The organism is Cryptosporangium sp. NPDC051539 (assembly GCF_044454545.1).
In the GTDB taxonomy this organism is placed as follows: Bacteria; Actinomycetota; Actinomycetes; order Mycobacteriales; family Cryptosporangiaceae; genus Cryptosporangium.
Genome location: NZ_JBITDV010000020.1, coordinates 62,034 through 83,703 on the forward strand (window position 1 = coordinate 62,034; position 21,670 = coordinate 83,703).

Annotated in this window: 17 protein-coding genes and 3 pseudogenes; 4 read left to right on the top strand and 16 right to left on the bottom strand. The window is 68.6% G+C overall.

What is annotated here, in order from left to right:
• From ACIBZJ_RS40870 to ACIBZJ_RS40890, 5 genes and pseudogenes are all read right to left on the bottom strand, one after another.
• Positions 1–213: pseudogene (locus ACIBZJ_RS40870) on the bottom strand (indolepyruvate ferredoxin oxidoreductase subunit alpha); the annotation flags it as partial.
• The gene (locus tag ACIBZJ_RS40875; protein ID WP_395939016.1) at positions 213–1,262 is read right to left on the bottom strand and encodes an NAD(P)/FAD-dependent oxidoreductase; all 1,050 of its coding nucleotides are present in this window, start codon (positions 1,260–1,262) and stop codon (positions 213–215) included. The gene ACIBZJ_RS40875 and the pseudogene ACIBZJ_RS40870, both read right to left, overlap by 1 nt.
• A complete protein-coding gene (locus ACIBZJ_RS40880; protein WP_395939017.1) occupies positions 1,255–1,485 on the bottom strand; it encodes a ferredoxin in 231 nt (76 codons plus the stop codon). The genes ACIBZJ_RS40875 and ACIBZJ_RS40880 overlap by 8 nt, the downstream gene beginning before the upstream one ends.
• Positions 1,482–2,735: a cytochrome P450 gene (locus ACIBZJ_RS40885; protein ID WP_395939018.1), complete on the bottom strand. Its 1,254-nt coding sequence runs from the start codon at positions 2,733–2,735 to the stop codon at positions 1,482–1,484. Before ACIBZJ_RS40885 ends, ACIBZJ_RS40880 begins: the two co-directional genes overlap by 4 nt.
• Positions 2,736–2,941: 206 nt before the next feature.
• The gene (locus tag ACIBZJ_RS40890) at positions 2,942–3,604 is read right to left on the bottom strand and encodes a TetR/AcrR family transcriptional regulator (protein WP_395939019.1); all 663 of its coding nucleotides are present in this window, start codon (positions 3,602–3,604) and stop codon (positions 2,942–2,944) included.
• Positions 3,605–3,769: 165 nt separating this feature from the next.
• Between ACIBZJ_RS40890 and ACIBZJ_RS40895 the strand changes: the two are divergent.
• Positions 3,770–5,676 (top strand): annotated as a pseudogene (locus ACIBZJ_RS40895) (fumarylacetoacetate hydrolase family protein).
• Between the two features lie 26 nt (positions 5,677–5,702).
• Here the strand turns inward: ACIBZJ_RS40895 and ACIBZJ_RS40900 are convergent.
• Positions 5,703–6,407 (bottom strand): annotated as a pseudogene (locus ACIBZJ_RS40900) (helix-turn-helix domain-containing protein).
• Here ACIBZJ_RS40900 and ACIBZJ_RS40905 point away from each other — a divergent pair.
• Positions 6,367–6,498, top strand: coding sequence for a hypothetical protein (locus ACIBZJ_RS40905; RefSeq protein ID WP_395939070.1), 132 nt, complete (start codon positions 6,367–6,369; stop codon positions 6,496–6,498). The pseudogene ACIBZJ_RS40900 and the gene ACIBZJ_RS40905 sit on opposite strands and share 41 nt — an antisense overlap.
• Before the next feature lie 432 nt (positions 6,499–6,930).
• Here ACIBZJ_RS40905 and ACIBZJ_RS40910 read toward each other — a convergent pair whose 3' ends face one another.
• Genes ACIBZJ_RS40910 through ACIBZJ_RS40920 form a run of 3 tightly spaced genes read right to left on the bottom strand, consistent with a single transcriptional unit; the run spans position 6,931 to position 9,742 of the window.
• The gene (locus ACIBZJ_RS40910; RefSeq protein ID WP_395939020.1) at positions 6,931–7,890 is read right to left on the bottom strand and encodes a sugar ABC transporter substrate-binding protein; all 960 of its coding nucleotides are present in this window, start codon (positions 7,888–7,890) and stop codon (positions 6,931–6,933) included.
• A 26-nt stretch (positions 7,891–7,916) separates the two neighbouring features.
• Positions 7,917–8,675, bottom strand: coding sequence for an ATP-binding cassette domain-containing protein (locus ACIBZJ_RS40915; protein ID WP_395939021.1), 759 nt, complete (start codon positions 8,673–8,675; stop codon positions 7,917–7,919).
• The gene (locus ACIBZJ_RS40920; RefSeq protein ID WP_395939022.1) at positions 8,672–9,742 is read right to left on the bottom strand and encodes an ABC transporter permease; all 1,071 of its coding nucleotides are present in this window, start codon (positions 9,740–9,742) and stop codon (positions 8,672–8,674) included. Before ACIBZJ_RS40920 ends, ACIBZJ_RS40915 begins: the two co-directional genes overlap by 4 nt.
• Positions 9,743–9,861: 119 nt before the next feature.
• On the opposite strand from ACIBZJ_RS40920, the gene ACIBZJ_RS40925 reads away from it, so the two are divergent.
• Together ACIBZJ_RS40925 and ACIBZJ_RS40930 are read left to right on the top strand one after the other, a co-directional pair.
• Complete coding sequence (locus tag ACIBZJ_RS40925; RefSeq protein WP_395939023.1) at positions 9,862–10,542, top strand: GntR family transcriptional regulator; 681 nt, start codon at positions 9,862–9,864, stop codon at positions 10,540–10,542.
• A gap of 132 nt (positions 10,543–10,674) precedes the next feature.
• On the top strand, positions 10,675–11,232 hold the full coding sequence (locus tag ACIBZJ_RS40930; protein ID WP_395939024.1) for a Uma2 family endonuclease: 558 nt from the start codon (positions 10,675–10,677) through the stop codon (positions 11,230–11,232).
• An 80-nt stretch (positions 11,233–11,312) separates the two neighbouring features.
• Here the strand turns inward: ACIBZJ_RS40930 and ACIBZJ_RS40935 are convergent, their stop codons facing one another.
• The 7 genes from ACIBZJ_RS40935 to ACIBZJ_RS40965 form a co-directional block, all read right to left on the bottom strand.
• Positions 11,313–11,615: a hypothetical protein gene (locus ACIBZJ_RS40935; protein WP_395939025.1), complete on the bottom strand. Its 303-nt coding sequence runs from the start codon at positions 11,613–11,615 to the stop codon at positions 11,313–11,315.
• A 77-nt stretch (positions 11,616–11,692) separates the two neighbouring features.
• Positions 11,693–13,072: a M1 family metallopeptidase gene (locus tag ACIBZJ_RS40940; RefSeq protein WP_395939026.1), complete on the bottom strand. Its 1,380-nt coding sequence runs from the start codon at positions 13,070–13,072 to the stop codon at positions 11,693–11,695.
• Between the two features lie 107 nt (positions 13,073–13,179).
• A complete protein-coding gene (locus ACIBZJ_RS40945; protein WP_395939027.1) occupies positions 13,180–14,883 on the bottom strand; it encodes a M4 family metallopeptidase in 1,704 nt (567 codons plus the stop codon).
• A 13-nt stretch (positions 14,884–14,896) separates the two neighbouring features.
• Entirely contained in the window at positions 14,897–17,620 is a 2,724-nt protein-coding gene (locus ACIBZJ_RS40950; RefSeq protein ID WP_395939028.1) for a protein kinase, read from the bottom strand.
• Positions 17,621–18,064: 444 nt separating this feature from the next.
• Positions 18,065–19,018 carry an alpha/beta hydrolase gene (locus ACIBZJ_RS40955; protein WP_395939029.1) on the bottom strand — a complete coding sequence of 318 codons (954 nt, stop codon included), beginning with the start codon at positions 19,016–19,018 and terminating at the stop codon, positions 18,065–18,067.
• 285 nt (positions 19,019–19,303) lie between these two features.
• A complete protein-coding gene (locus ACIBZJ_RS40960; protein WP_395939030.1) occupies positions 19,304–20,581 on the bottom strand; it encodes an alpha/beta hydrolase in 1,278 nt (425 codons plus the stop codon).
• Between the two features lie 249 nt (positions 20,582–20,830).
• On the bottom strand, positions 20,831–21,595 hold the full coding sequence (locus tag ACIBZJ_RS40965; protein WP_395939031.1) for an MBL fold metallo-hydrolase: 765 nt from the start codon (positions 21,593–21,595) through the stop codon (positions 20,831–20,833).
• Between the last annotated feature and the right edge of the window lie 75 nt (positions 21,596–21,670).

The window sequence follows — 21,670 nt, forward strand, 5'->3', positions numbered from 1 at the left end:
GGCCGCGACGTGGTGCTCCTCACCGGGGCGCGGAGCGCGGTCCGGGAAGATCGCTGACACCGGACAGGCCGGCTCACAGTTGCCGCAGTCGATGCACTCGACGGGGTTGATGTAGAGCTTGTCGGGACCCTCGTAAATGCAGTCGACGGGGCATTCGTCGACGCACGCGCGATCCTGCACTTCGACGCAGGGCTCACCGATGACGTACGGCATCAGCGCACTCCTTCCAGGACGGGAGGGCCGGCAGCCGCAGTGGTCTCGGTGGAGTGACCGCCGAACAGCGGAGCATCGGGGTGGATGACGCGGCAGGCATTGCTGACCGCTGTCGCCGCCTCGCCGAAGCCGACCGCGATCAGAGGGACCTTCCCGTCGTACGTCGTGACGTCGCCGGCCGCGAAGACACGCTCCCGGCTGGTGTGCATCCGGGAACCCACGGCGATGTGCCGCTGGTTCTTGATGGCGAGCTCCCATGCGAGGATCGGTCCCAGTCGTGCGGTGAATCCGAGCGCGGCTACGACGCGTCCGCATGGCTCCGTCGTCCGGGATCCGTCGCGGTGCTCCACGATCACGGCCTCCAGCCCGGCGCCGTAGCGGGAGCCCACGAGCTGCGCTTCGGTCAGCAATCGAACACCCCGATCGCGCGCCACCTCCACCGAGTGGGCGTGGGCGCTGAACCTGCCGCGCCGGTGCACGACCGTGACCGACGCGGCCACTGGGGCGAGCATCGCTGCCCAGTCGAGAGCGCTGTCACCTCCACCGACCACCACGACATCGCGCCCGGCGTAGGCGTCTGTCGAGGTTACGAACGCTTCGACGTCGGCCTGCGCCAGGCCTGTCGCCGGTGGCAGGGGACGCGGAGCGAAATGACCCACGCCGCCGGCAACGACGACCGCGCGTGCTCGGATCACCGTGTCGGTGGTGGTGTGTACCTCCAGTCCGACCGTGTCGCCGCCGGCACTCGTGCACCCGGTCAGACGCTCCGCGCGATGACCGAGGTGGTACCTCGGCGCGAAGGGCCGTGCCTGCTCCTCCAGCCGCGCGATCAGCTCGGCTCCCGTGACCGCGGGGAACCCCGCGACGTCGGCGATCACCTTCTCGGGATACATCGCGCTCACCTGGCCGCCGACCACGGGCAGGGCATCGACGACCGCCGTGCTCAGCCCGCGGAAACCGGCGTAGTAGGCGGCGTAGAGCCCCGTTGGTCCGGCACCGATGATCGCCAGGTCGACCACGTCTCCGTGCCTGCTCCCGGGGTCAGACAAGGGACGATCCCTCCGCGTCGTACACCTCGATGACCCCCATGGGGCAGGACTCGTGGGCGTCGAGGACGTCCTCGGTCAGCTCCGCCGAGGGATGCGGATCCAGGATGGTCACCCACCCGTGGGCGTCCCGGCCGAACACTGTCGGCGCCGCGGCGCGACAGCCCCCGCTCGCGGCACATTGATTGCTCCGGACGGCGACGGTGAGGTGTGCTGCGTCGCTCACAGCACCACCGGCCGGGTGTCGAACCCGCGTGCGACGATGTTGGTCACGCGGCGCAGCGCGGGAGCCTGCCCGGCGCGGATGTCGGGGTAGGCGTCGAGGATGTGGTCGAAGACGACACGGCCTTCCAGACGGCCCAGCGGCGCACCCACGCAGAAGTGGATGCCGTGCATGAAGGACAGGTGCTTGTTGTCGTCGCGGTGGATGTCGAACCGCTCCGGATCGGCGAACCGGCGCGGGTCGCGGTTCGCCGCCGGTACGCAGGCCCAGACCACGGAGCCGGCGGGGAGCTCGTGCTCGCCGACGACCACGTCTTTGGTGGTGAGCCGCACCACGAAGTGCAACGGCGGGTCGATGCGCAGCATTTCCTCAATCGCGCGGGGGAGCAGCGACCGATCGGCGCGGATCTCTTCCAGGGCCTCGGGGTTGTCGAACAGCAGCGTGAGTCCGGCGCCGATCAGCGTCGTGGTGGTTTCGTTGCCGGCGACCAGGAGCAGCGCTACTTGGGCGAGCATCTCCACGTCGCCGAGGAGGTCGCCGTCGATGGTCTCGGTGCGCACCAGTTCGGAGACGAGGTCCTCACGCGGTGCGGCCTTGCGTTCACGGACCAGGCCCGCCAGGTAGTCGAAGAGCTCCAGGGACGTGACGATGGCGGCGTCGCGTCGTTCCCCTTGGACGATGGGGTCGAAGGTCGACGCGTAGGCGTAGGACCACTCCCGGAACTTCGGACGCATCTCGGCCGGCACGCCGAGGATCTCGGCGATCACCGCGACCGGGACGTCGGCCGCGAAGCCGGGCATGATGTCGAGCTCCTCGCCGCGCGGGTAGCGGTCGAGCAGCTCACGGGTCACCTGAGCGACTAAGACTTCCCAGCGGGCCACCGCGCCCGGGGTGAAGGCGTGCCGGAAGGTACTGCGGATTCGCGTGTGCGTCGGCGGGTCAGCGAACATGAACAGCCGCGAGGCGATGTCGATGAACCGCAGGTGTTCGGTGTCCTCGGGCTTGTGGGCGCTGGCCGCCATGCCCCAGAACACGTCGCTGGAGAACGTCTCGTGGTCACTCGCGATCTTCCGCACCTGGTCGTAGCGGGTCACCAGGTGACCTTGCAGCACGTCGGACCAGTGCACGCCGTCCCCGATCTCACGCAGCTGCGCGTAGAGCGGGTAGGGGTCCTGAACGCCACCGATCAGCAAGTCGTTGACGAGCGCGGCCGGCTCGTCGGCGCTGTGCCGGGGCGCTGCCTCCTGGGTCATCGCGGTCTCCCACCGTCGGGACGGCACGTGGCGGCCGTCACATCGCCGCCACTATCAGCCGCTCATGACGACAAAGTCAACGGTGCGTCGATTTTTATTGCCGAAACGTCGACTGTGCCGTGGGGTGGCGGTACGCGTCCTGAGGGTGCACGGAAGCGGGGCTCGGGTGGCTGCCACCGAGCCCGGATCGGCCTTTGGTCGTCGAGCTACTGCGAAGAGTGCACCGATGCCGTGTGCAGGAGACGCTCGAGCGCTCCGGTCAGCGACGAGAGCATCGCGCGCTCGTCCCCCTCGTCGTGCTCGCGGGAGAAAAGCATGTAAAAGTTCCGCTCCACCATCCAGCAGCCGATCTCCGCTGCTTGGCGCGGCCCGCCCAAAGGGGTCGGGTCGACGGCGGGGTTCAGCGCGATCTCGATCTCGAGGCGGTCGGCGATGAAGTCGGCAAAGCCTTGCATGATGCCTCGCCAACGATCGGTGGACTCGTCGGCGTGGGAACTGCGTTCGGCTGCGGCGAGGAAGACGACGCGATGGCGGCGCCATCCGGAAAGGGTCGCCTTCATCACGACGGCGAGGAACTCATCGAACGGAGCGTCGTCGGGGACCGAACGGTACTCGTCGTACATTTCGGCCGATGCCCGGTCGACGAGCGCGTCGACTACTGCCCACTTGCTGTCGAAGTAGAAGTACAGGCTCGAGCGTGACACCCCGACGGTCTCGGCGAGGCCGTCGATCGTGAGCTCGATGGCCGGCCGGTCGCGCAACTGCTCCTCGGCGGCGTTGAGGATTTCGTGGCGTCGGCGGTCGCCCTTGCGCATGCCCGGTGCGTAGCGCGGCCGCGCGGGCGTTGTCCCCTCCGTGCCCGACTCCATCACCCCAACCTAGACCTGCGCGCGGGCGGCTCAGCCGCCCGGACCCAAAAATCGACGTACCGTTGACTTTTTGTGATGACGGAGGTCACAGTAGGCGCTCTGATCGCACAGCGACCGGCCGCTCGGCCTCGGCGGGCCCAGCCACCCCTACCCCTGGGAGGTCCCATGCCCTGGGCCACTGTCCACTCCAGCCACGGGCCCAGAGTCGGCCTCGTCCACGACGGGTCCATTCGGCTCGCGCACGATGCGCGCACCCTGATCGACCTCGTCGCGAGCGGGGCGGACGAGATCGCCGCCCTCGCGGGGACGCTTCTCGACCGCCCGTCCGAGGTCATCCCCATCGAGGATCCCCGCGTCCTCGCGCCGGTTCCCCGCCCACCGGCGATCCGCGACGCCCTGTGCTTCCTCGAGCACATGCGCGGGTGCATGCGAGCACTGGGTCGTGACGACGAGCTCAGCGCGGTGTGGACGGAGATCCCGGCGTTCTACTTCGGCAACCCGGCGAGCGTGGTGGGCCCCTATGCCGACGTCGCGATGTCACCCGGTTCCCGGTGGTGGGACCTCGAACTCGAGGTCGGCGTCGTCATCGGCCGCGCCGGTCGCGACCTCAGCCCGGCCCAGGCGGCCGACCACATCGCGGGCTACACCTTCTTCTGTGACTGGACGGCCCGGGACCTGCAGGTCAAGGATCTAAAAATGGGACTGGGGCAAGGCAAGGGCAAGGACGGGGCCACCACGCTCGGCCCCTGGCTCGTGACCGCGGCAGAGGTCGCCGATCACCGGCGTGACGGACGCCTGGACCTGAGCGTCGCGGCCAGCGTCAACGGCACCGAGATCGCAAGCGGATCCACCGCCGACATGGACTGGACCTTCGCGCAGGTGATCTCCTTCGCCTCCCGCGGCACCCAGCTCGCCCCGGGTGACGTCATCGGATCGGGGACGATCCCTGGCGGCTGCCTGCTCGAGCACGCCACTGCCGCGACCCTGGCCGAGGAGTCGACCTGGCTTCGCGTCGGCGACGAGGTCTCGCTCTACGGCGAGGCACTGGGCGCCACCCGTCAGCGTGTGGTCGCCGGCAGCACTCCCCATCCACTTCACGACAACTGAATCGAGACGACGAGATGGTCGAGTACATCAAGGGCCTGCACGAGCTTGCCGAGGGCGTGTGGGGGTGGTTGGCCCCGGACGGCAGCTGGTGCCTGAGCAACGCCGGCCTCATCCGCGGTGACGGGGAGTCGTTTCTCGTCGACACGCTGTTCGACTACGACCTGACACGCGAGATGCTGGGGGCGATGGCGTCGCACACCGCCGACGCTCCGATCGTCGCGGCACTCAACACGCACAACAACGGGGATCACACCTACGGAAACAAACTTCTCGATCCCGCGGTCCGCATCCACGCCACCACGCACACCGGGCACGAAATCGACGACCTGCCGCCGGAGGTGTTCAAAGCGTTGCTCGAGGCCGACATGGGGCCGGTCATGACGCCGTACCTCCAGCACTGCTTCGGCGCCTTCAACCTCGACGGCGTCGAGCTGCGCCAGCCGGACGTGACGTTCGACGGCGATCTCACTCTCGACGTCGGCGGGCGGGAGGTACGACTCGTCGAGCTCGCACCGGCCCACACGATGGGTGACTCGGTGGCCTTCGTACCCGACTGTGGGGTGCTCTACGCCGGCGACCTGCTCTTCGTCAACGGCACCTCGATCTCCTGGTCGGGCGCCGTGGACAACTGGATCGCCGCGTGCGACACGATGATCAGCTGGGAGCCGCAGGTGGTCGTCCCGGGCCATGGCCCGGTCACCGACGCGGACGGCATCCGGGCCGCTCGGGACTACCTCGTCTTCGTCCTCGACTACGCCCGGGCGTCTCAGGCCGCCGGGCTGCCCTGGCAGGAGGCGGCGGATCGCATCAACCTCGGTCCCTATGCCGCACTCGGTGATTCCGAGCGGGTCGTGGTGACGCTGCACCAGATCTACCGGCGCGCCGACCCGAGCATTCCCGAGGTCACCCCCGTCGACCTGTTCGGCCACATGGCGGCCTGGCGCGCGAAGCACGTCGGGGCCTAGTGCGTTGACCACTTGGGTTCACCGGTTCAGGCCACCTTGGTGGCGGGTCGTCCCCACCGGTGGTGGCATTCGCTGCGGATGCGTGCGCGTTCTCGCCGTTGGGCGGCGAGGACGTCGGGATGTCTGGCGTTGGCGTTGCGCCAGCGTAGGTATTGGTGCAGGTCGCGGGCCAGGACGGGGTGGTTGGGGTGGTTCGAGTTGGCCATCGTGAACATGCGCAGTGGCCCGAACTGCGCCTCGATCGGGTTCGCCCAGGACGCGTACGTCGGGGTCAGAACTGGTCGAACGCGAAACACCGGTCGGGGAAGTGCTCCAGGACGTGCTCGATCCGGTCGAGCTTGGTGTCTTTCTGCGGGCCGGGAGACTCCTTCCAGGTCCGGGTCCGGGTCCGGGTCCGCTGGAAGGACACCCCGGCCGCCCGGAGCAACTGTCGGAGGCGTTCCCGGCCGGCCCGCACGATCCGGACCGGCCAGGCGTGCTGGCCGCAGTAGTTCCCGGCCAGGTAGCCGGCGAGTTTCCGCAGGCTCCACCGGGTGAACGGCAGACCGAGCTTCTTCGGTCGCGTTCGGGCCGTCCGGAGGAGGAACGCGATGTCCTCATCACTGATCAGGCGGGGACGACCTCCCGCCCACCCGAGGGTCCAACGCATTCAACCCGACCTCATTGAAGGCGTGAATAACGTCCCGGACGGTGTCTTCATCGGCCGCGACCAGGCGCGCGATCGCTGCCACCGGCGTCCCCGAGGCCGAAGCCATGATCATCGTCGCCCGCCGCACCCGGATCGGGTTACGGCCCCGCCGCACGATCTGCAGCAGCCGCTGACCTTCCTCATCAGTCAGCCTGCGAGCCTTCACCGGCTCAGCCAACCGGCCACCTCCATTCCGACAACGTCGAAACACCGAGGCTGGACCGCTCAAGAACTCACGTCACCGACCACGCCCGGCGTGTCACCGAACCGGTGAACGTTCATGGACAACGCACTAGCGGTCCGGGACGGTCGGCCCGAGCGGCCTGACCAGGTTGCGCAAGTGGGGCACCCGGCGAGGGCCGTGCGAGGTCAGCCCGACGTCGACCGGCCGGATGCCGGCCCGTCGCGTGCGCAGGAACGCGGTGACCTCCGGAACCGAGTACCGAGCAGGGTGGCGCCGAGCGTGCGGACCGCGAGCAGGGCCCGCTGCGCGCGGGCCCTGCTCACCAGCAGACACGTCCTGGTCTTCCCGTCCGCCTACAGTGGACAGAGCCTGGATACAAGCGTCACTGGAACGAGCGGAACTTCGCGGCGTTGTCCTTCGTGACCAGTTCGGTGCCGGTGTCGATGAACGGTTCGACGCTCTTGCCCTGCACGGCGGCCACGGCCGCTTCGACGCCGAGCGACGCCATCTTTCCCGGGAACTGGGCGATGGTGGCGCGCATGTCGCCGGCCTCGATCGCCTTCGCTGCGTCCGGGAGGCCGTCGTAACCCATGACCAGCACCTTCTTGCCCTTCTGCTTGGCGACCTTCGCCGCGGCGATCGCCGGGTCGTCGCAGGCGGAGTAGATGGCCGTGAGCCCCGGGGAGCGGGTGAACAGGTCCTGCGCGACGGTGGTTCCCTTGGCGGCGTCGCACTTCGTTTCGGCGCCGCCGATGATCACGTTCACGCCGGTACCCTCCAGGGCCTTCTTGACGCCCTGGATCCGCGCGTCCAGCGCCGGGACGCCCCGGACACCTTCCATCAGGCCGATCGTGTCCCCGGACTTCAGCACCGTCTTGAGGTAGGCGCCCGCGGCCTCACCGCCCTTGACGTTGTCGGTGGCGGCGACGGCGGTCTTCTTGGTGAACTCGTCGAGGTTGTTGTCGGCCAGGACGACCTTGAGTCCCTTGTCCGCGGCCGCGTTCAGGGCCGGGACGACTTCCGGCCCCATCGGCGTGATGACGATCGCCTTGAAGCCCTTCGCGACCGCGTCCTGGATCTGCGCGGTCTGGCACGCGACGTCCGCCGGTGTCTTGCAGGAGAAGTACGTGACGTCGACGGTTCCCGGGTGCTGCTCGGCGTACGCCTTGGCCGCGTCCTCCATCGCGGTGAAGAAGGCCACCGGGAACTTGGTGATGAACGCGACCTTCACCCCGCCGCCCGAACCCGATGCCGTACCGGCCGACGAGGTGCCGTCGCTGCAGCCCGCCAGCGTCAGTGCGAGCGCGCTCGCGCCCACGACGAGAAACTTGATAGGTCTCACTGCGACTCCCTCATGAGTTCGGACACTCAGATGGCCTGGCCGCCGGCCGCGCCGACGATCCAGGAGACGAGCCGTTCGTGGTTCTCAGGCGTCGGCACGGTTTCGCCGACCGCACGACCGCGGCGCAGCACGAGGGCCCGGTCCGCGACGGCCATGACGTGATCCATGCTGTGCGAGATCAGGATCACCGCGACGCCGTCGTCCTTGAGCCGGCGGATGAGCGTCAGCACGCCGGTCGATTCGCGCAGCCCGAGCGCGGCGGTGGGTTCGTCCAGGATGACCAGCCGGGACGAGAACGCGACCGCCCGGGCCACCGCGACCGCCTGCCGCTGCCCGCCCGACATGAGCGCCACCGTCGCCCCGAGGTCGGGCAGGCTCACCTGCAGCCGTTCCAGGGTCTCGCGCGTCCGTTCGGTCATCTGGCGATGCCGCATGAACCGGAGCGCCCGCGGCAGCCAGGTGGGGCCGGCCAGTTCCCGTCCGGCGAAGAAGTTCGCGGCCGGGTCGAGGTTGTCGAAGAGCGCGAGGTCCTGGTAGACGGTCTCGATCCCGTGCGCCCGCACGGCCATCGGGCCGGCGTCGGTGAGGTCGGTGCCGTCCAGCGTGACGGTGCCCGAGTCGAGCCTGTGCACCCCGCTGATGGCCTTGACCAGCGTGGACTTGCCCGCCCCGTTGTCACCGAGCAGCGCGAGCACCTCGCCCGGCGCCACCTCGAGGTTCACGTCGTCGAGCGCGGTGACCGCGCCGAACCGTTTGGAGGCGCCGGTGACGCGGAGGCCGTTCATGCCGCGCTCACCGCCTGCAGGCCGCGGAACCGGCGTTCCAGGTGGCCCCGGACGACGTCCAGCTCCACGGCGATCACGATCACCGCGCCGGTGGCGATGTACTGCCAGTTCGGGTCGATGCCGAGCAGGTTCAGCCCGTTGCGGAGCACCGCGATGATCAGCGCCCCGGTCAGCGCGTTGACGACGGTTCCGCGGCCGCCGAGGAAGCTCGCGCCCCCGATGATCACCGCCGCGATCGCGTCGAGTTCGGCCAGTGCGCCGGACGTCGGGGACCCGGCGTCGCCCCGTCCCATCGTCAGCAGAGCCGCGACCGCCGCGAGCAGTCCGCACAGGACGTACACCGAGATCAGCACCGACGGGACCGGGATGCCGTTGCGGACCGCGCCTTCCCGGCTGCCGCCGACCGCGTAGACCCAGCGTCCCCAGACCAGCCGCCGGGTCAGGAGCAACAGCAGAACCGCCACCGCGACGACGACGAGCGTCGCCGTCGGGAACCAGCCGATCTCCCCGCCGCCGGGGATGGCGGCGATGCGCCCGGCCCCGATCTCGTTCACGATCGGCGGTGCGCCCAGGATCGTCTCGCTGTGCGATAGGTAGAGCGCCAGGCCGCTCGCCGCGGTGAGCATCGCGAGGGTCGGGATGAACGGGTGCGGCAGTCGGCCCTTGACGTAGAGGAGCCCGTTGACGAGGCCGACGAGCGTGCCGGTACCGAGCGCGGCGGCGATCGCGGACGTGGCCGAGCCGTGGTCCCGCCAGACGATCGCGCCGACGACCGCACACAACGACAGGTTCGAGCCGACCGAGAGATCGATCCCGCCGGTCACCACGACGAGCAGCTGGCCGAGCGCCAGCACGCAGATCACTGCCGACTGGTTGAGCACGTTCCCGACGTTCTCCAGCGTCAGGAACACCTCGGAGGCGACGCTCAGCGCCACCACGAGGAGGAAGAGGATCGCCGCCGGCCCGGCCCGTAACGCGATCAGCGCCAACTTCAGCGGGCGGTGGCGGGCGTGTTCTCGAGGTGGGTCCCCGCGGGTCTCTACCGTCTGACGACCGAGTGCGGTCACCGTTTCCCCCATCGTCGCTGGTGGGTGGTGGTGACGAAGAGTAGGGCCTCGTTCACGCTATAGTCAATACGAAATTTCCTATAGGAAATTTGAAATTGAACGACGTACGATTTGGAGCTGTGGAGATCACCGCGGGCGTTCCGCGTCTCGAACCGCGTCAGCCGCTGGTGGCCGACGTCCACGCCGTGCTCGTCGACATGATGATGAACCACCAGTTCGCGCCGGGTGCGCGGCTGAACATCGACGCGCTGGCCCGGTCCCTCGGGGTCTCACCGACCCCGCTGCGCGAGGCGCTCGCCCGGATGGAAGCCGAGGGCCTGGTCCTCAAGGAGCCGCGGCGCAGTTACACGGTGGCGCCGCTGATCGGCCTGGAGGAGCTCCGCAAGCTCATCGATTTCCGGCTGCTGGTGGAGCCGGCCGCCGCCGCGCTCGCCGCCCGGCACGCCAGCGACGAGCAGCGTGAGCAGCTCGAGGCCTTCGCGCACACCGGTGGTGCCGGCGCGCAGGACGCCGCCGCCAACCGGCTCGACATGATCTACGATGCGACCTTCCACGACCTGATCGCGTCGTTCAGCGACAACACCTGGCTGCGTGACGCGCTGGCCCGGCTCCGCAGCCACCTGCACATGTACCGGCTCTACCACCACGCCGGGCAGGCCGCGGCCACCAAACCCGAACACGTCGCCATCGCCCAGGCCATCGCCGCGAACGACCCCGACACCGCCGCGGACGCGATGCGCGTGCACCTCACGACCGCGATGCGCCGGATCGACGACGTCTTCGCCAACAGCCGCCTCTAGCTTGAGATTCAACCTGTCCGTCTGGGGGGCGTGGGCGTGGCTGTGCGGTAGTGACGTGAGGAGCGGTGCCGCAACGGTAGGCTCCCAGCGGGGGACTAGGCACGTGACTAGAGGTGCGCTATCACCGCGCCGATGATCGCGCCTGACTGGATGCGTCATCAGGTCACGGCAAAGCAGTACGACTCCTGGTCCGAGGAGCAGTGCGCGGGTATCGAGATTGTGGACGGGATGGTCGTTGTGAATCCGTGCCCGTCCAAGCGGCACAACCGGTTGGTCAAAATTCTTGCGGTCGCCTTGGAGGCCGCCGCCGGCCCGGACTGGAACGCCGACTTCGACTTCGACGTGCGGCTTCAAGATGTACCGCTGACCAACCGGCGTCCGGACGTGGTCGTGTACCGGGCGGACACCCTGGACGTCATGCCCGCGCGTCCTGAGCATCTTCTGCTGGTCGTCGAAGTCGTTTCGCCGGGCTCGGAGACCACAGACCGGATCGTGAAGGCAGAGCAGTACGCGAGGTCCGGGATCTCGTACTACTGGCGGGTAGAGCAACCTCCCGCTGGAGTGCGGGTGGTTTGTACCTACGTGCTGGACCCTGCAACTAAGGCCTATCGTGACGGTGAGGTCTTCTTCGCCGGACTGGTCGAAGCGACGGCGCCATTCCCGATCAAGGTCGACCTGACTCGCCTTTAGCAGAGATCCGATCCGATCTCGCGCGCTTGGTTATGCAGTGCCTATCCAGGTGAGGGCGATGCGCTTATCGCGCAAGCCTCTTAGACCTGATTTTGCCGACGCCGTGATGGAGTTGCTGGTCCATCCACATGACAGTCGGGACTGCCCAGGATGCCGATCCGCCGCTTCGGATTAAGCTCCAGGCCGCCGGGGTGCGCCAGCGCGGCCCACTCGGCGTCGACTCCGGTCAGCAGCTCGCGGTGGGTGCCGGCGTAGACCCCGGAGGCCAGGAGCGGTGACGCGTCGAAGAGCAGCGGCCGGACCCGGCCCTCGGGGGTCCGTAGCATCGCGATGGTGCTGGACGTGCCGAAGTCGATACCCAGCACGGTGTCCCCGGCAGCCACACGGGCACCTCTCTCTACCTATGAATGGTGCGTCCCGTCCGTCAAGCCGGGACCGCCGCCGTCACCGTCTGACCTCGCTAGCTCGGAGCGGCGGGTTTGGTGGTGCCGTAAAGCCAGGCTTGGAAGAAGGCGTGCAGGTCACGGCCGCCCGCGGCGTTCTCGGCTGCGGTGACGAAGTCGGCGGTCGTGGCGTTGCCGCCCTGGTGCTCGGTCGTCCACGATTTGAGCAGGCCGGTGAGCGCTCTGTCGCCGATCGTCTTGCGCAGTGCGTAGAGGACCATGGCGCCCCGGTCGTAGACCGTGCTGTCGAGGAGGCCATTCACTCCTGGCCTGCCGGGCGCGACTGTCCAGTCGATCGTCGTGTACAGGTCGTCGAAGGTCGACTGCATGCTCCCGGCGTTTGTGTGCTCTTCCCAGAGCCATTCCGCGTAGGTGGCGAAGCCCTCGTTGAGCCAGATGTCCTGCCAGCGGTGCAATGAGACGCTGTCACCGAACCACTGATGGGCCAGCTCGTGCGCCACCAGGCCGGTGTCTGGCTCGACGCGGAAGAAGTCGTTGCTGTAGACCGGCCGCGATTGCGTCTCCATCGCGGAACCGAACCGGTCGTCGTCGAGGACGACCCCGCCGTAGGCGTCGAAGGGGTAGGGCCCGAACTGAGTGGCCAGGTAGTCGGCCACCTCGCCGGTGCGCGACAGCGATTGCGCGGCCGGGCCGTCCGCGGGGAGCGGCTCGGGGATCGCGATCACCAGCGGCTTGCCCTGATGCGTGCTGGTGGTGATCCGGTAGTGCCCGATCGCGATCAACGCGAGGTAGGAGGCCATCGGTGCGTCCTCGGACCACCGCCAGGTGGTCCGGCCGCCGGCCGAGCTGCGAGGGCCGGGCCGGCCGTTGCTGATCACCTCGAGCCCGTCGGGCACCGACATGGCCAGCCGGAAGGTGGCCTTGTCGGCGGGATGGTCGTTCACCGGGAACCACGCGCTGGCCGATCGCGGTTCGCCGACCGCGAACCCGCCGTCCGGGGTACTCAGCCAGCCGCTTCCGCTCTCCCCGTCGTTCTCCAGCGGAACTGGCTTGCCCGAGTAGGCGATCACCGTAGTGAACTTCTGTCCGCGTGGGATGCCTCGCGCCGGTGTGACGACCAGTTTGTCGTCCCGCTCGGCGTGCGCGGCGGTCCGTCCGTCGACGGTGACCGCGCTCGCGGTCAGCTCGACCAGGTCGAGGTCGAAACGGGACAGTCCCTGGGTCGCGGTCGCGGTGATCGTGGCCGTGCCCGACAGCGTCGCCGTTGACGGGTCGTATCGCAACTTCAGGTCGTAGCCGACGACGTCGTAGCCGCCGTTGCCGTACGTCGGGAAGTACGGGTCGCCGATGCTCGCGGCGCCGGGCGCGAAACCTCCGGCAGACGAAGCGGGCGTCGACACCGAGGCCGGCCGGGCACTGGCGGTGCACGCCGACACGCACAGGACCACGGCGACGATTCCCGCGAGGACCGCTCTGTCGCGTTCGACGGCCCGGAGTCGCCGCCCGAGGAACCCATCTCGGTGTGTGCGCGTGGCGGGCACGACTACGAGCACGTGTAGGCGCGGACGTCGTCGAGCCACCAGGCCGAGATGTATTGCTTGTCGATGACGGAGACGAAGCGGATTCCGACTCGGTGCCCGGCCAGCGAGGTGAGGTTCATCCGGCTGGCGGTGTAGCCGTGGGTGCTGCCGGTGAAGCCCTTCGCGGTGCCGTAACCGGTGGATTTGTCGAGGGCCCCGGTGTATCCGTTGTCGGTGAACAGCGTGCCCGCGTCCTGCCACTGGCCGCCGTCGAGGCTGTATTGGACGTAGCCGGCGCCGACGTTCTTGCCTTCGTCGACGGACATCTGCCGGGCCTGTTGAAAGCGTAGATAGGTGCTGGTTCCGGTCGGGACGGCGATGGTGGTCTTCCACGTCGCGACGCTCTGGCGCGGCTGAGTCGGATCGGTCAGATCGGTGGGGAGGTAGGACTCCAGCGCGCGTTTACCCTCTCGCGCGTAGGCGTGGTACTCGGTGTCGGTGTAGGCCGGGTCGACGCCTTGGGCCGGTGGGTTGCGCCACTGTCCGGTGACCGTCCAGGGGTCGGCGGCGGTGTGTTCGAAGCCGTCGGCGGCCAGGACCGTGGCGCGGGTGCCGGTCGGGCATACCGGCGCTGGGGGAACGAGCGCGGCGGCGGGCGACAGCGGCGGGAGTCGCATCTCGGTGGCGGTGACGGCCCGCTGGACCTGGAGGCAGTCGGTCGTGGTGATGCCCGCCGTGTGGTGGGCAGAGAGGTAGGCGCAGGAGGTGGTCAGTGCGTCAGCCAGGTCGGGATAGTTGGCCGCTGACGGCAGCGTCTGCAGGACGCGGTAGTAGATCCTGGCGGCTTTGGGAATACCGATCCCGGTCATCCGCTGCCCGTTGAACACGTGGGTGCCCGGGGCGGCGATCAGCCAGGCGGCCTTGTTCCCGACGCCGCTGTTGTAATGCACGCCTCCGCTGTCGTCCGGCGAACCCGGATCGATGTCGGCTGCGGACACGAAGTAGTAGGGCGAGCGCATCCGGTCCGGCGAGCGGTAGCCGTTGTGGCCCAAGGCCCTGGTGGGGTCGGCGAGGCTGCGCACCGGTTGGTACCGGGCCTGGTCCTCGCCGAACAACCAGGCGCTCTGTGGCTGGTCGTTGGTGCCCGGGACCGCGGTGACCTGGTCCTCGAACTCACCGAAGATGTCCGACATCGATTCGTTGATCGCGCCGGACTGGAAGGTGTAGGCGAGGTTGGAGGTGTAGTCGGTGATGCCGTGCGTCAGCTCGTGGGTCGCGATGTCGTCGCCGACCGCGGCGTCGTCGCCCACGAAGTAGTGGTCGTTCGCCCAGAAAGGGCTCGTGACCGGGCAGCTCAGCCCGTCGCAGACGCGGACCAGCGCCTTGAGCGGCATGCCGTTCCCGTCGACGGAATCCCGGCCCAGGTACGTGGCGAAGAAGTTGTAGGCCGCGCCTAAATTGTCGTACGTCTGGTTGACCTCGGCGAGCTTGGCCGCCGGTCCGCCCTCGACCCGCGCGGCCAGGGCCGGGGTGCAGCCGGACTTCAGCGTCGAGACGTCCTTGCCGTTCAGATCGCAGATGATCCGGTGGAGCGAATGAGGCCTCGCGGTTCGCTCATGACTCGATGCAGCCGTCGGCGGGCTCGTCCCGGCCGCGACGACCGCCGCCGCCGCCGCGGCGACGAGCGCGGACAGAGCCAGGGCTTCATACCGCAGTCTTTTGCGCATGGCAGCACACGTCCTAGTCGTTGATGCCGGGCCGTAGGGCGATGGCTTGCAGGATGATGTCGCTGATACCGCTCGAGTCGCCGGTGGTGAACACCCCGCCGCCGGTCACCTGGGTGATCTGGGTGAGTTCCGTGCGGCTGGCTTCGCCGATTCCGATGGCGATGATCTGGATACTGCGCTTCGGGTCGATGGTGCGTTTGAGTGCGGCGATCAGGCCGGCACGGGTCAGGCCGCCGGGGTTGGCGTTCTTGCCGTCGGTCATCACGAGTATCGAGTTGGATTTCGAGGCGTCCCAGCCGGCTTGGGCTTGCCGGTAGGCGGCGAGGATCGTGTCGTACAGGCCGGTGTCGCCGTCGGTGGCCTGGATTCCTCCCAGCGCTGAGCTGATGGCCGCGCGTTGGGCCGCCAGTGGTCCGGTCGGTACGAGTTGCCGGTAGGGGAGTTTGCCGTTCAGGTCGGTGGAGAAGGTCCATAACCCGAGCGACCAGTCGTCGCCCATCAACGCCAGTGCGCCCGCGGCGGCTTCCTTCGTCACCTGCTCGCGTGATTTGCCGTCCGCGGTCGGTACCGGCGTCTTCATCGAGCCCGACACGTCGATCACGGTGAGGAGCCGACCCGGTTGTGCGACGACTCGCCAGCGGCTCAGGGTCCGGTCGATCTGCGGGCGGGTGGGCTGTGTGGTGGTGATTTTCCGGGGTGTCGTGGGATCGGCGTCGAATCCTGGGCCCGTCGTCCCGGTGGCCCCACGCAAGCCGGATCGGGCCAACGCCGCCATGTACTGGCTTCCGTTGAGCTGGGCGATGAAGTCGTCGGTCAGCTCGTCGACGCCGCGCCGCGCACCGGGGAGCAAAGTATAGGGATAGTCCATAGAGCTCGGTTGCGGAGTGACCTGTACCGGCACGAGCCGGGTTCCGGGATTGCCTCGGTTGTAGCCGATCAGCTCGTATTCGGGTATTGGCGCGACGGCGAGGCCGGTGGCCAGGGAGGTCGCGTCGGTCGCGTCCGGGAAACGAGCGATCAGGTCGGCGCGGACCGACGAGTGTCCGGCGGCGAGCGTCCGCAGGAGGCTGATCTCGGCGGTTCGCCGCCGGCTGCTGCCGGCCGACTCGGTCTCGTCCAAGGCGATCAGCGCGGACAGCGAGGCGGCGTCCCCGGCCGGATCGAGGATGCTCATGCGAAAGCTGCCGCTCGTCGCTGTTTTCGTCAGCGTCTCCCAGGTGGTGGCCTTGCCGTCCGTCGCGAGGGTTGCGGTTTGTGGTTGTGGCACGGCGAGGACCACCGGACTGCTGGCCAGGGACCGTCCGACGGCGATCGGGAGATCGACGCCGGCCGACCGCAGCCGGTCCAGCCACATCGACGAGTCGGGGATCCAGACGTCGGGCAGCTCCGCGGTCCTCACTGGTGCGCCGAGTCCGTCGGCGCCCTGTCTCATGGCCGCGATGTTCTTGGCGACCTCGGCGGGGTCGGCGTTGACCACGCTGACCTCCCCACACACCTCACCACTGCGTCCGGTCCACGACCGCGCGAACTCGCGGAGCACCGGTGCGATCTCCGGCGCGGCGGCGATCCGCACCGTCTCGTGGGACGTGCACGCCGACCCACCCAGGACCTTCGTGATCACTCCGCCGGTGATCACCAGGACGAGAGTGACCACAACCGCGACGCCCGCGTAGAGCCCCCGCCGGGACAACCAGCCACCCCACCGCGGCGGCGGCACCGCGGCGGCGTGCGCACCGGGCTCGGACGTCGGGGACGCGGCCGGCGACCCGGCGAATGCCGGCGCATGCGGCCACAGTGCACTCGCCGGTGCGCGCTCCCCTGAAGAGTCCTCGGGCCTGGCCTGCCGCCGCCGCACCGTAATCGACGGTGCTTGGGGTGCTTGGGGTGATCGGGGCGCCGGGGGAGGCATCGGCACGGACTCGCCGATCGCCGTGCGGAGCAGCGCTTCCGCTTCGGCGGCGTCGAGTCGTTGCTCCGGGTCTTTACGCAGCAGCCCTTCGATCACCGGGCCCAGCGGGCCGGCGTGGGTGGGCGCCGGCGCCGACTGCGTCAGCACTGCGTTCAACGTGGCGAAGACCGAGCTGCGCTGGTAGGGCGATGCGCCCTCCACTGCCTCGTACAGGGTCACTCCGAGCGACCAGAGGTCCGCCGCGGGACCGATGTCGGCGCCGTCCAGACGTTCGGGTGCGAGGTAGGCCGGGGTGCCGACGAACGCCCCGGCGCGTGTCAGCCGGGGATCGTCGGTCCGGGTCGCCAGGCCGAAGTCGGTCAGGACGATGCGCCCGTCCTCGCCCAGCAGGATGTTGGCCGGCTTGACGTCCCGATGCAGCACACCGGCTTCGTGAGCAGCCTGCAGCGCGCCGAGGACCGCCAGGCCGATCTGGGCCGCCACCCGCGGTGAGAGGCGACCGTCCTCGACCAACACGGTCGCCAACGACCGCGAGGCCACGTACTCCATGACGATCCACGGATCGCCGTCCACCATGACGATGTCGTGGATACGGACCACGTTGTAGTGATCCAACCGGGCAATCGCCCGTGCCTCACGCAGCGACCGTTCCCGGACCCCCTGCCACTCGGTATCGCTGAACACGAGCGGACCGACGATCTCCTTGACCGCTACGTCGCGATGGAGTAACTCGTCATAACCCCGCCAGACCCGTCCCATTCCGCCCTGTCCCAAGGGCTCGATCAGACGGTAGCGGCTGTCCGACCATCGTCGGGGACGGTCCGTCATCGCCGCGGTGCGGTCGATTTGCGAGCTGAGGCATCGATCGCGACGGCCATCCGCCCGACATGGTTTCCTCGAGAAGCGGCTCCTTGCGGGATGCAGGCAGCCGTGCTCATCATCATCCGAGTCCTGTTCTCAGTGACGCAGCGTTCGCACGCTGGTACGGACGGTGTTGATGGCGACTTGCGCCCGCTCGGAGATCCCGGCCACCGCGGTCTCGCGTACCCCTGTTCCGCGAGCAGTTCCCCCAGCACGCAGGATCTCGGTGCGGGTCGCCCGCGTACGTTCAATGGAGCTGGAGGGCGAGCGACCGACCTGTCCAGAATGACGCGCTTTCGGCAAATTATCGGGCGGATTCAACCTCTACCTTCCGGTACGTGCAGTATGCTCGCCGATCCACTTCGGACGTTTCTGGGAGATCGCCGGCGCCGAGGGAGACTACGGGCGGGGTCAAAGGCTGCGGAGGACTCGGTCGCGGTCGGCTTGGGCTCGCCGGGAGACGTCGGCGTCGAAGGCGATCGCGTCATACTCGTGGGGGACTCCCGGGTGCAGATGCAGTTCGACGGGGACGCCGGCCCGGCTGAGGGTCATCCCGTAGCGGAGGTCCTCGTCGCGGAAGACGTCGAGCTGTCCGACCTCGATGTAGGCCGGTGGCAGGCCGGTGGCGTCCTTGAGCCGCCCGGGCGCGGCAGAAGGGTCGACGTTCCGCTGTTCGTGTCCCGCCCCGAGTAGCGCGTCCCAGCCGGTGACGTTGTCGTCGTAGGACCAGCCCGCGAGTTCCGTCAGGTAGGGGTCGGGCGTGGTAGTGCGGTCATCGAGCATCGGATAGATGAGCAGTTGATGGGCCAGAGCCGGCCCGCTGCGGTCACGGCTGAGGATGGCGACGCCGGCGGCCAGCCCGCCACCGGCGCTGTCGCCCATGACGGCGATGCGCTGGAGGTCGACGCCGAGTTCGGCGGCATGGTCGGCGAGCCAGATCAGCCCGGCATAGGCGTCCTCGACCGGGGTGGGATGGGGATGTTCGGGGGCGAGGCGATACTGCACGGAGAGCATCGAGACGCCCGTGCGGGCGACGTAGCGGCCGACGGGCCCGTCGAAGATCGACACCGAGCCGAGGATCATCCCGCCGCCGTGCAGGTACAGCACAGCCGCCTCGCCCGGATCGTTCGACCGCCGGTACCAGCGCGCGAGCAGGGTGGCTCCGTCGGACGCGGTCACCGCGTGATCGGAGGTCTCGACTCCCTCGGGGAGGGGCTGTGCCTGGTTGTTGAAGTATTCGAGCATGGCGTCGAGGGCGGCGCGACGGCTGGCGACGTCACCGACGGGCAGAGTCGGTGGTGGGCCGTTGGCCTCGATCGCCGCGGTGAGCACGGCAGCCACCTCGGCGTTGAGCGCGAAGGTCATCTTGTCACTCCTGGGTTGAGCGCCAGAGGCCGACCGTGCCGTCGGCGTCCACCAAGCGGAGAATTTCGTCCGCTTGAGCCTAGTGCACCGCCCCGCACTGGGTTGGTCGTGGGTGGGGTCTCGTGCTTACGGTGCCGCCCGGAGGCCGGTACCGGGGCGTGCGGCCACCGGAGCGGAAGAGCAGGCGACGATCGGGGCGATCGAAGACCGCCGGTCCGTCCACTTGCTCTCGTGCCGAGCGGTCAAGGCGCCGTCGAGGTTCGCTACGGCCGTTGACCAGCCAGGTCAGTCACGGCAGACGGCCCCTTCGGCCGGTAGCCGGCCGTCGATGAAGTACCGGTCCACCGCAGCGGTGACGCAGGCGTTGCGGCTGTAGGCGACGTGACCGCTCCCGACCCTCGTCAGCAGCCGTCCGGAGGAGAGGTGCGAAGCGGTGGACACGGCCCACTCGAACGGTGTCGCCGAGTCGCGGGTGGTGCCGACGACCAAGATCGGTGCGGCCCCGGCCGCGGTGACCAGGTGCGGGTGGACCACGGCGGGTGTCGGCCACTGCGGGCAAGCCGGCCCGGACGCGATCTCCCACCCGAGGACCGGGTTGACCCGCGCCGCGCGGGCGGCGTCCGCCAGCACCTGCCGGCCGGAGCGGCTGTCGGGCAGATCCATGCAGTTGATCGTCAGGTTCGCAACATCGGGACCCGCGCCACCCTGGTAGAGCTCGAGCACGTTGGTGTCGCCGTTGAGTAGCCCAGTGAGCACGGTGTCCAGCGCCGGCCACGTCTTGGGCGTCGTGAGCAGCGCGGTGACCGCGCCGATGATGTCCTCCTGTCGCACCCCGCCTGGGGCGTCGGCGGCCTTGATCAGCGCGGCGATCCGCTGCCGGGCCACGGACAGGGAAACGCCCCGTAGCGGGCACCCGGCGCGGTCACGGCAGCTGGTCAGATAGTCGGTCAGAGCCCGATCGAGGGAGACCGTCTGCCCGGCCAGGAACGCCGCGTCGTCGTTGGCCGGGTCGACGGTCGAGTCGAGCAGCATGCGGCCGACCCGGCGCGGGAACAGGTCGGCATAGAAGAGGCCGATCCTCGTGCCGTAGGAGAACCCGCCGTAGTTCAGCTTCTTCTCGCCCAGGGCCACCCGGATCGCGTCCAGGTCACGCGCGGTGCTGATCGTGTCGACATGGCCGAACAACGGTCCGGACGCCGTGGCGCAGGCATGCGCCCAGCGGCCGGTCGCCGCCTCCTGAGCGGTGCGCTCAGCGAGGGTGTCCGGCGAGGCGTCGACCTTTGCCAGTGCCGCGTTCGCGGCTGCAGGGCAGGTCAAAGGCGACGAGCCGCCTACCCCGCGAGGATCCCAGGAGATCAGGTCGTACGCCGCCACCAGATCCTTGCCGAACACGGCGACCGCGTCCGGCAGGAACTCGACGCCCGAGCCGCCGGGACCACCCGGGTTCAGCACCAGCGACCCTTTCCGGGTACCGGTGGCGTGGTGGCGGCGCAAGGCCAGGGTGAGCTTCGGCCCACCGGGATGGGCCCAGTCCACCGGCACCGCCAGCCGGCTGCAATCCATCGGCACAGCATCGGCGTTACAGGCTGTCCAGCGCAGCGGCGGTGGGTGGGCCCGCGCCGGGCCGTCGAAGTGCCACAGGGCGCCGCCTGTGGCCGTGGTGACAAACAGCAGGGCGGCGAGGGCCGCCAGCCAACTGCGTCGAATGTTCGGGCGGGTCACGACACTCTCCCAATGAATCGGATCTTTCAGACGTTCGCAGATTCGCTATCACCTGCTGGTCGCAGAACCCGGCCGACCGGGCACTCGTTCCTATCGCCGGTAGCTGTAGAGCTTTCGGTGGGCGATGACCTCGTCGAGGTTTTTGTTGGGTTCGGTGTCGAACAGGCCTCCGTGATAGGTGATGATGGCGGCGATGTCGTACTCCGTGAGCTTCTCGAGAGCAGAAATGGCATCGTCCGCGGCAACGCCGTCCTCGGCCATCGGATCCTCGTTCGGACCGACCAGTTCTCCGTGCAGGATGTTCAGCGCGTCTCCAGCGATGAGGGTCCTGCTTGCCCGGTGGTAGAGGCAGATGTGGCCGGCCGTGTGGCCCGGGGTGTGGATCACCGTCACTCCGCCACAGAACGGAAGTTGGTCGCCATCGTGCAGGACTCGGTTCACCGGTGTGGCGGCGTTGTCGAACATCCGCAGGATCGCGGCCTGTTCCTCCTCGGGACGGTCGGAGATGCGCTCCATGAACGCATCGGTTAGCCGGCTCAGCCTTTTCTCACCCCGGATGTGGGGCGCATCCTTCTCATGGGCGTACACAGCAACGCCGGGATTCCCGGCAAGAAGGTCTGCCGCACCCGAGATGTGATCGATGTCCTGTTGAGTGAGCACGATGTGGTTCAGCTGGTCGAACGGTGCGCCGACAGCCTCGGCCTGGTGCCTGATCGATTCCAGGCTGCCCGGTACCCCGGTATCGATAAGGACGACGTTCTCCTCGTCCCACATGAGGGTCGGGTGGACCACCCGCTGAACCCCCATCACCTCCATGGCCACATCCAACATCTCCAGATTTTCTGCTACTCGCATCGTGATGCTCCGCTTCGTTGTAGCGGTGTGGAATCGGCCGGTGACGGGCCTCGTTCTGCCGGTGAGACCTGCTGC

What these genes read in the sequence shown, in the direction of transcription:
- ACIBZJ_RS40885 (WP_395939018.1), bottom strand. Translation starts at nt 2,735, where the DNA reads ATGACCCAGGAGGCAGCGCCCCGGCACAGCGCCGACGAGCCGGCCGCG.
- ACIBZJ_RS40915 (WP_395939021.1), bottom strand. Translation starts at nt 8,675, where the DNA reads ATGAACGGCCTCCGCGTCACCGGCGCCTCCAAACGGTTCGGCGCGGTC.
- ACIBZJ_RS40955 (WP_395939029.1), bottom strand. Translation starts at nt 19,018, where the DNA reads ATGACCTTCGCGCTCAACGCCGAGGTGGCTGCCGTGCTCACCGCGGCG.
- ACIBZJ_RS40950 (WP_395939028.1), bottom strand. Translation starts at nt 17,620, where the DNA reads ATGACGGACCGTCCCCGACGATGGTCGGACAGCCGCTACCGTCTGATC.
- ACIBZJ_RS40890 (WP_395939019.1), bottom strand. Translation starts at nt 3,604, where the DNA reads ATGGAGTCGGGCACGGAGGGGACAACGCCCGCGCGGCCGCGCTACGCA.
- ACIBZJ_RS40965 (WP_395939031.1), bottom strand. Translation starts at nt 21,595, where the DNA reads ATGCGAGTAGCAGAAAATCTGGAGATGTTGGATGTGGCCATGGAGGTG.
- ACIBZJ_RS40930 (WP_395939024.1), top strand. Translation starts at nt 10,675, where the DNA reads ATGATCGCGCCTGACTGGATGCGTCATCAGGTCACGGCAAAGCAGTAC.
- ACIBZJ_RS40945 (WP_395939027.1), bottom strand. Translation starts at nt 14,883, where the DNA reads ATGCGCAAAAGACTGCGGTATGAAGCCCTGGCTCTGTCCGCGCTCGTC.
- ACIBZJ_RS40960 (WP_395939030.1), bottom strand. Translation starts at nt 20,581, where the DNA reads ATGGATTGCAGCCGGCTGGCGGTGCCGGTGGACTGGGCCCATCCCGGT.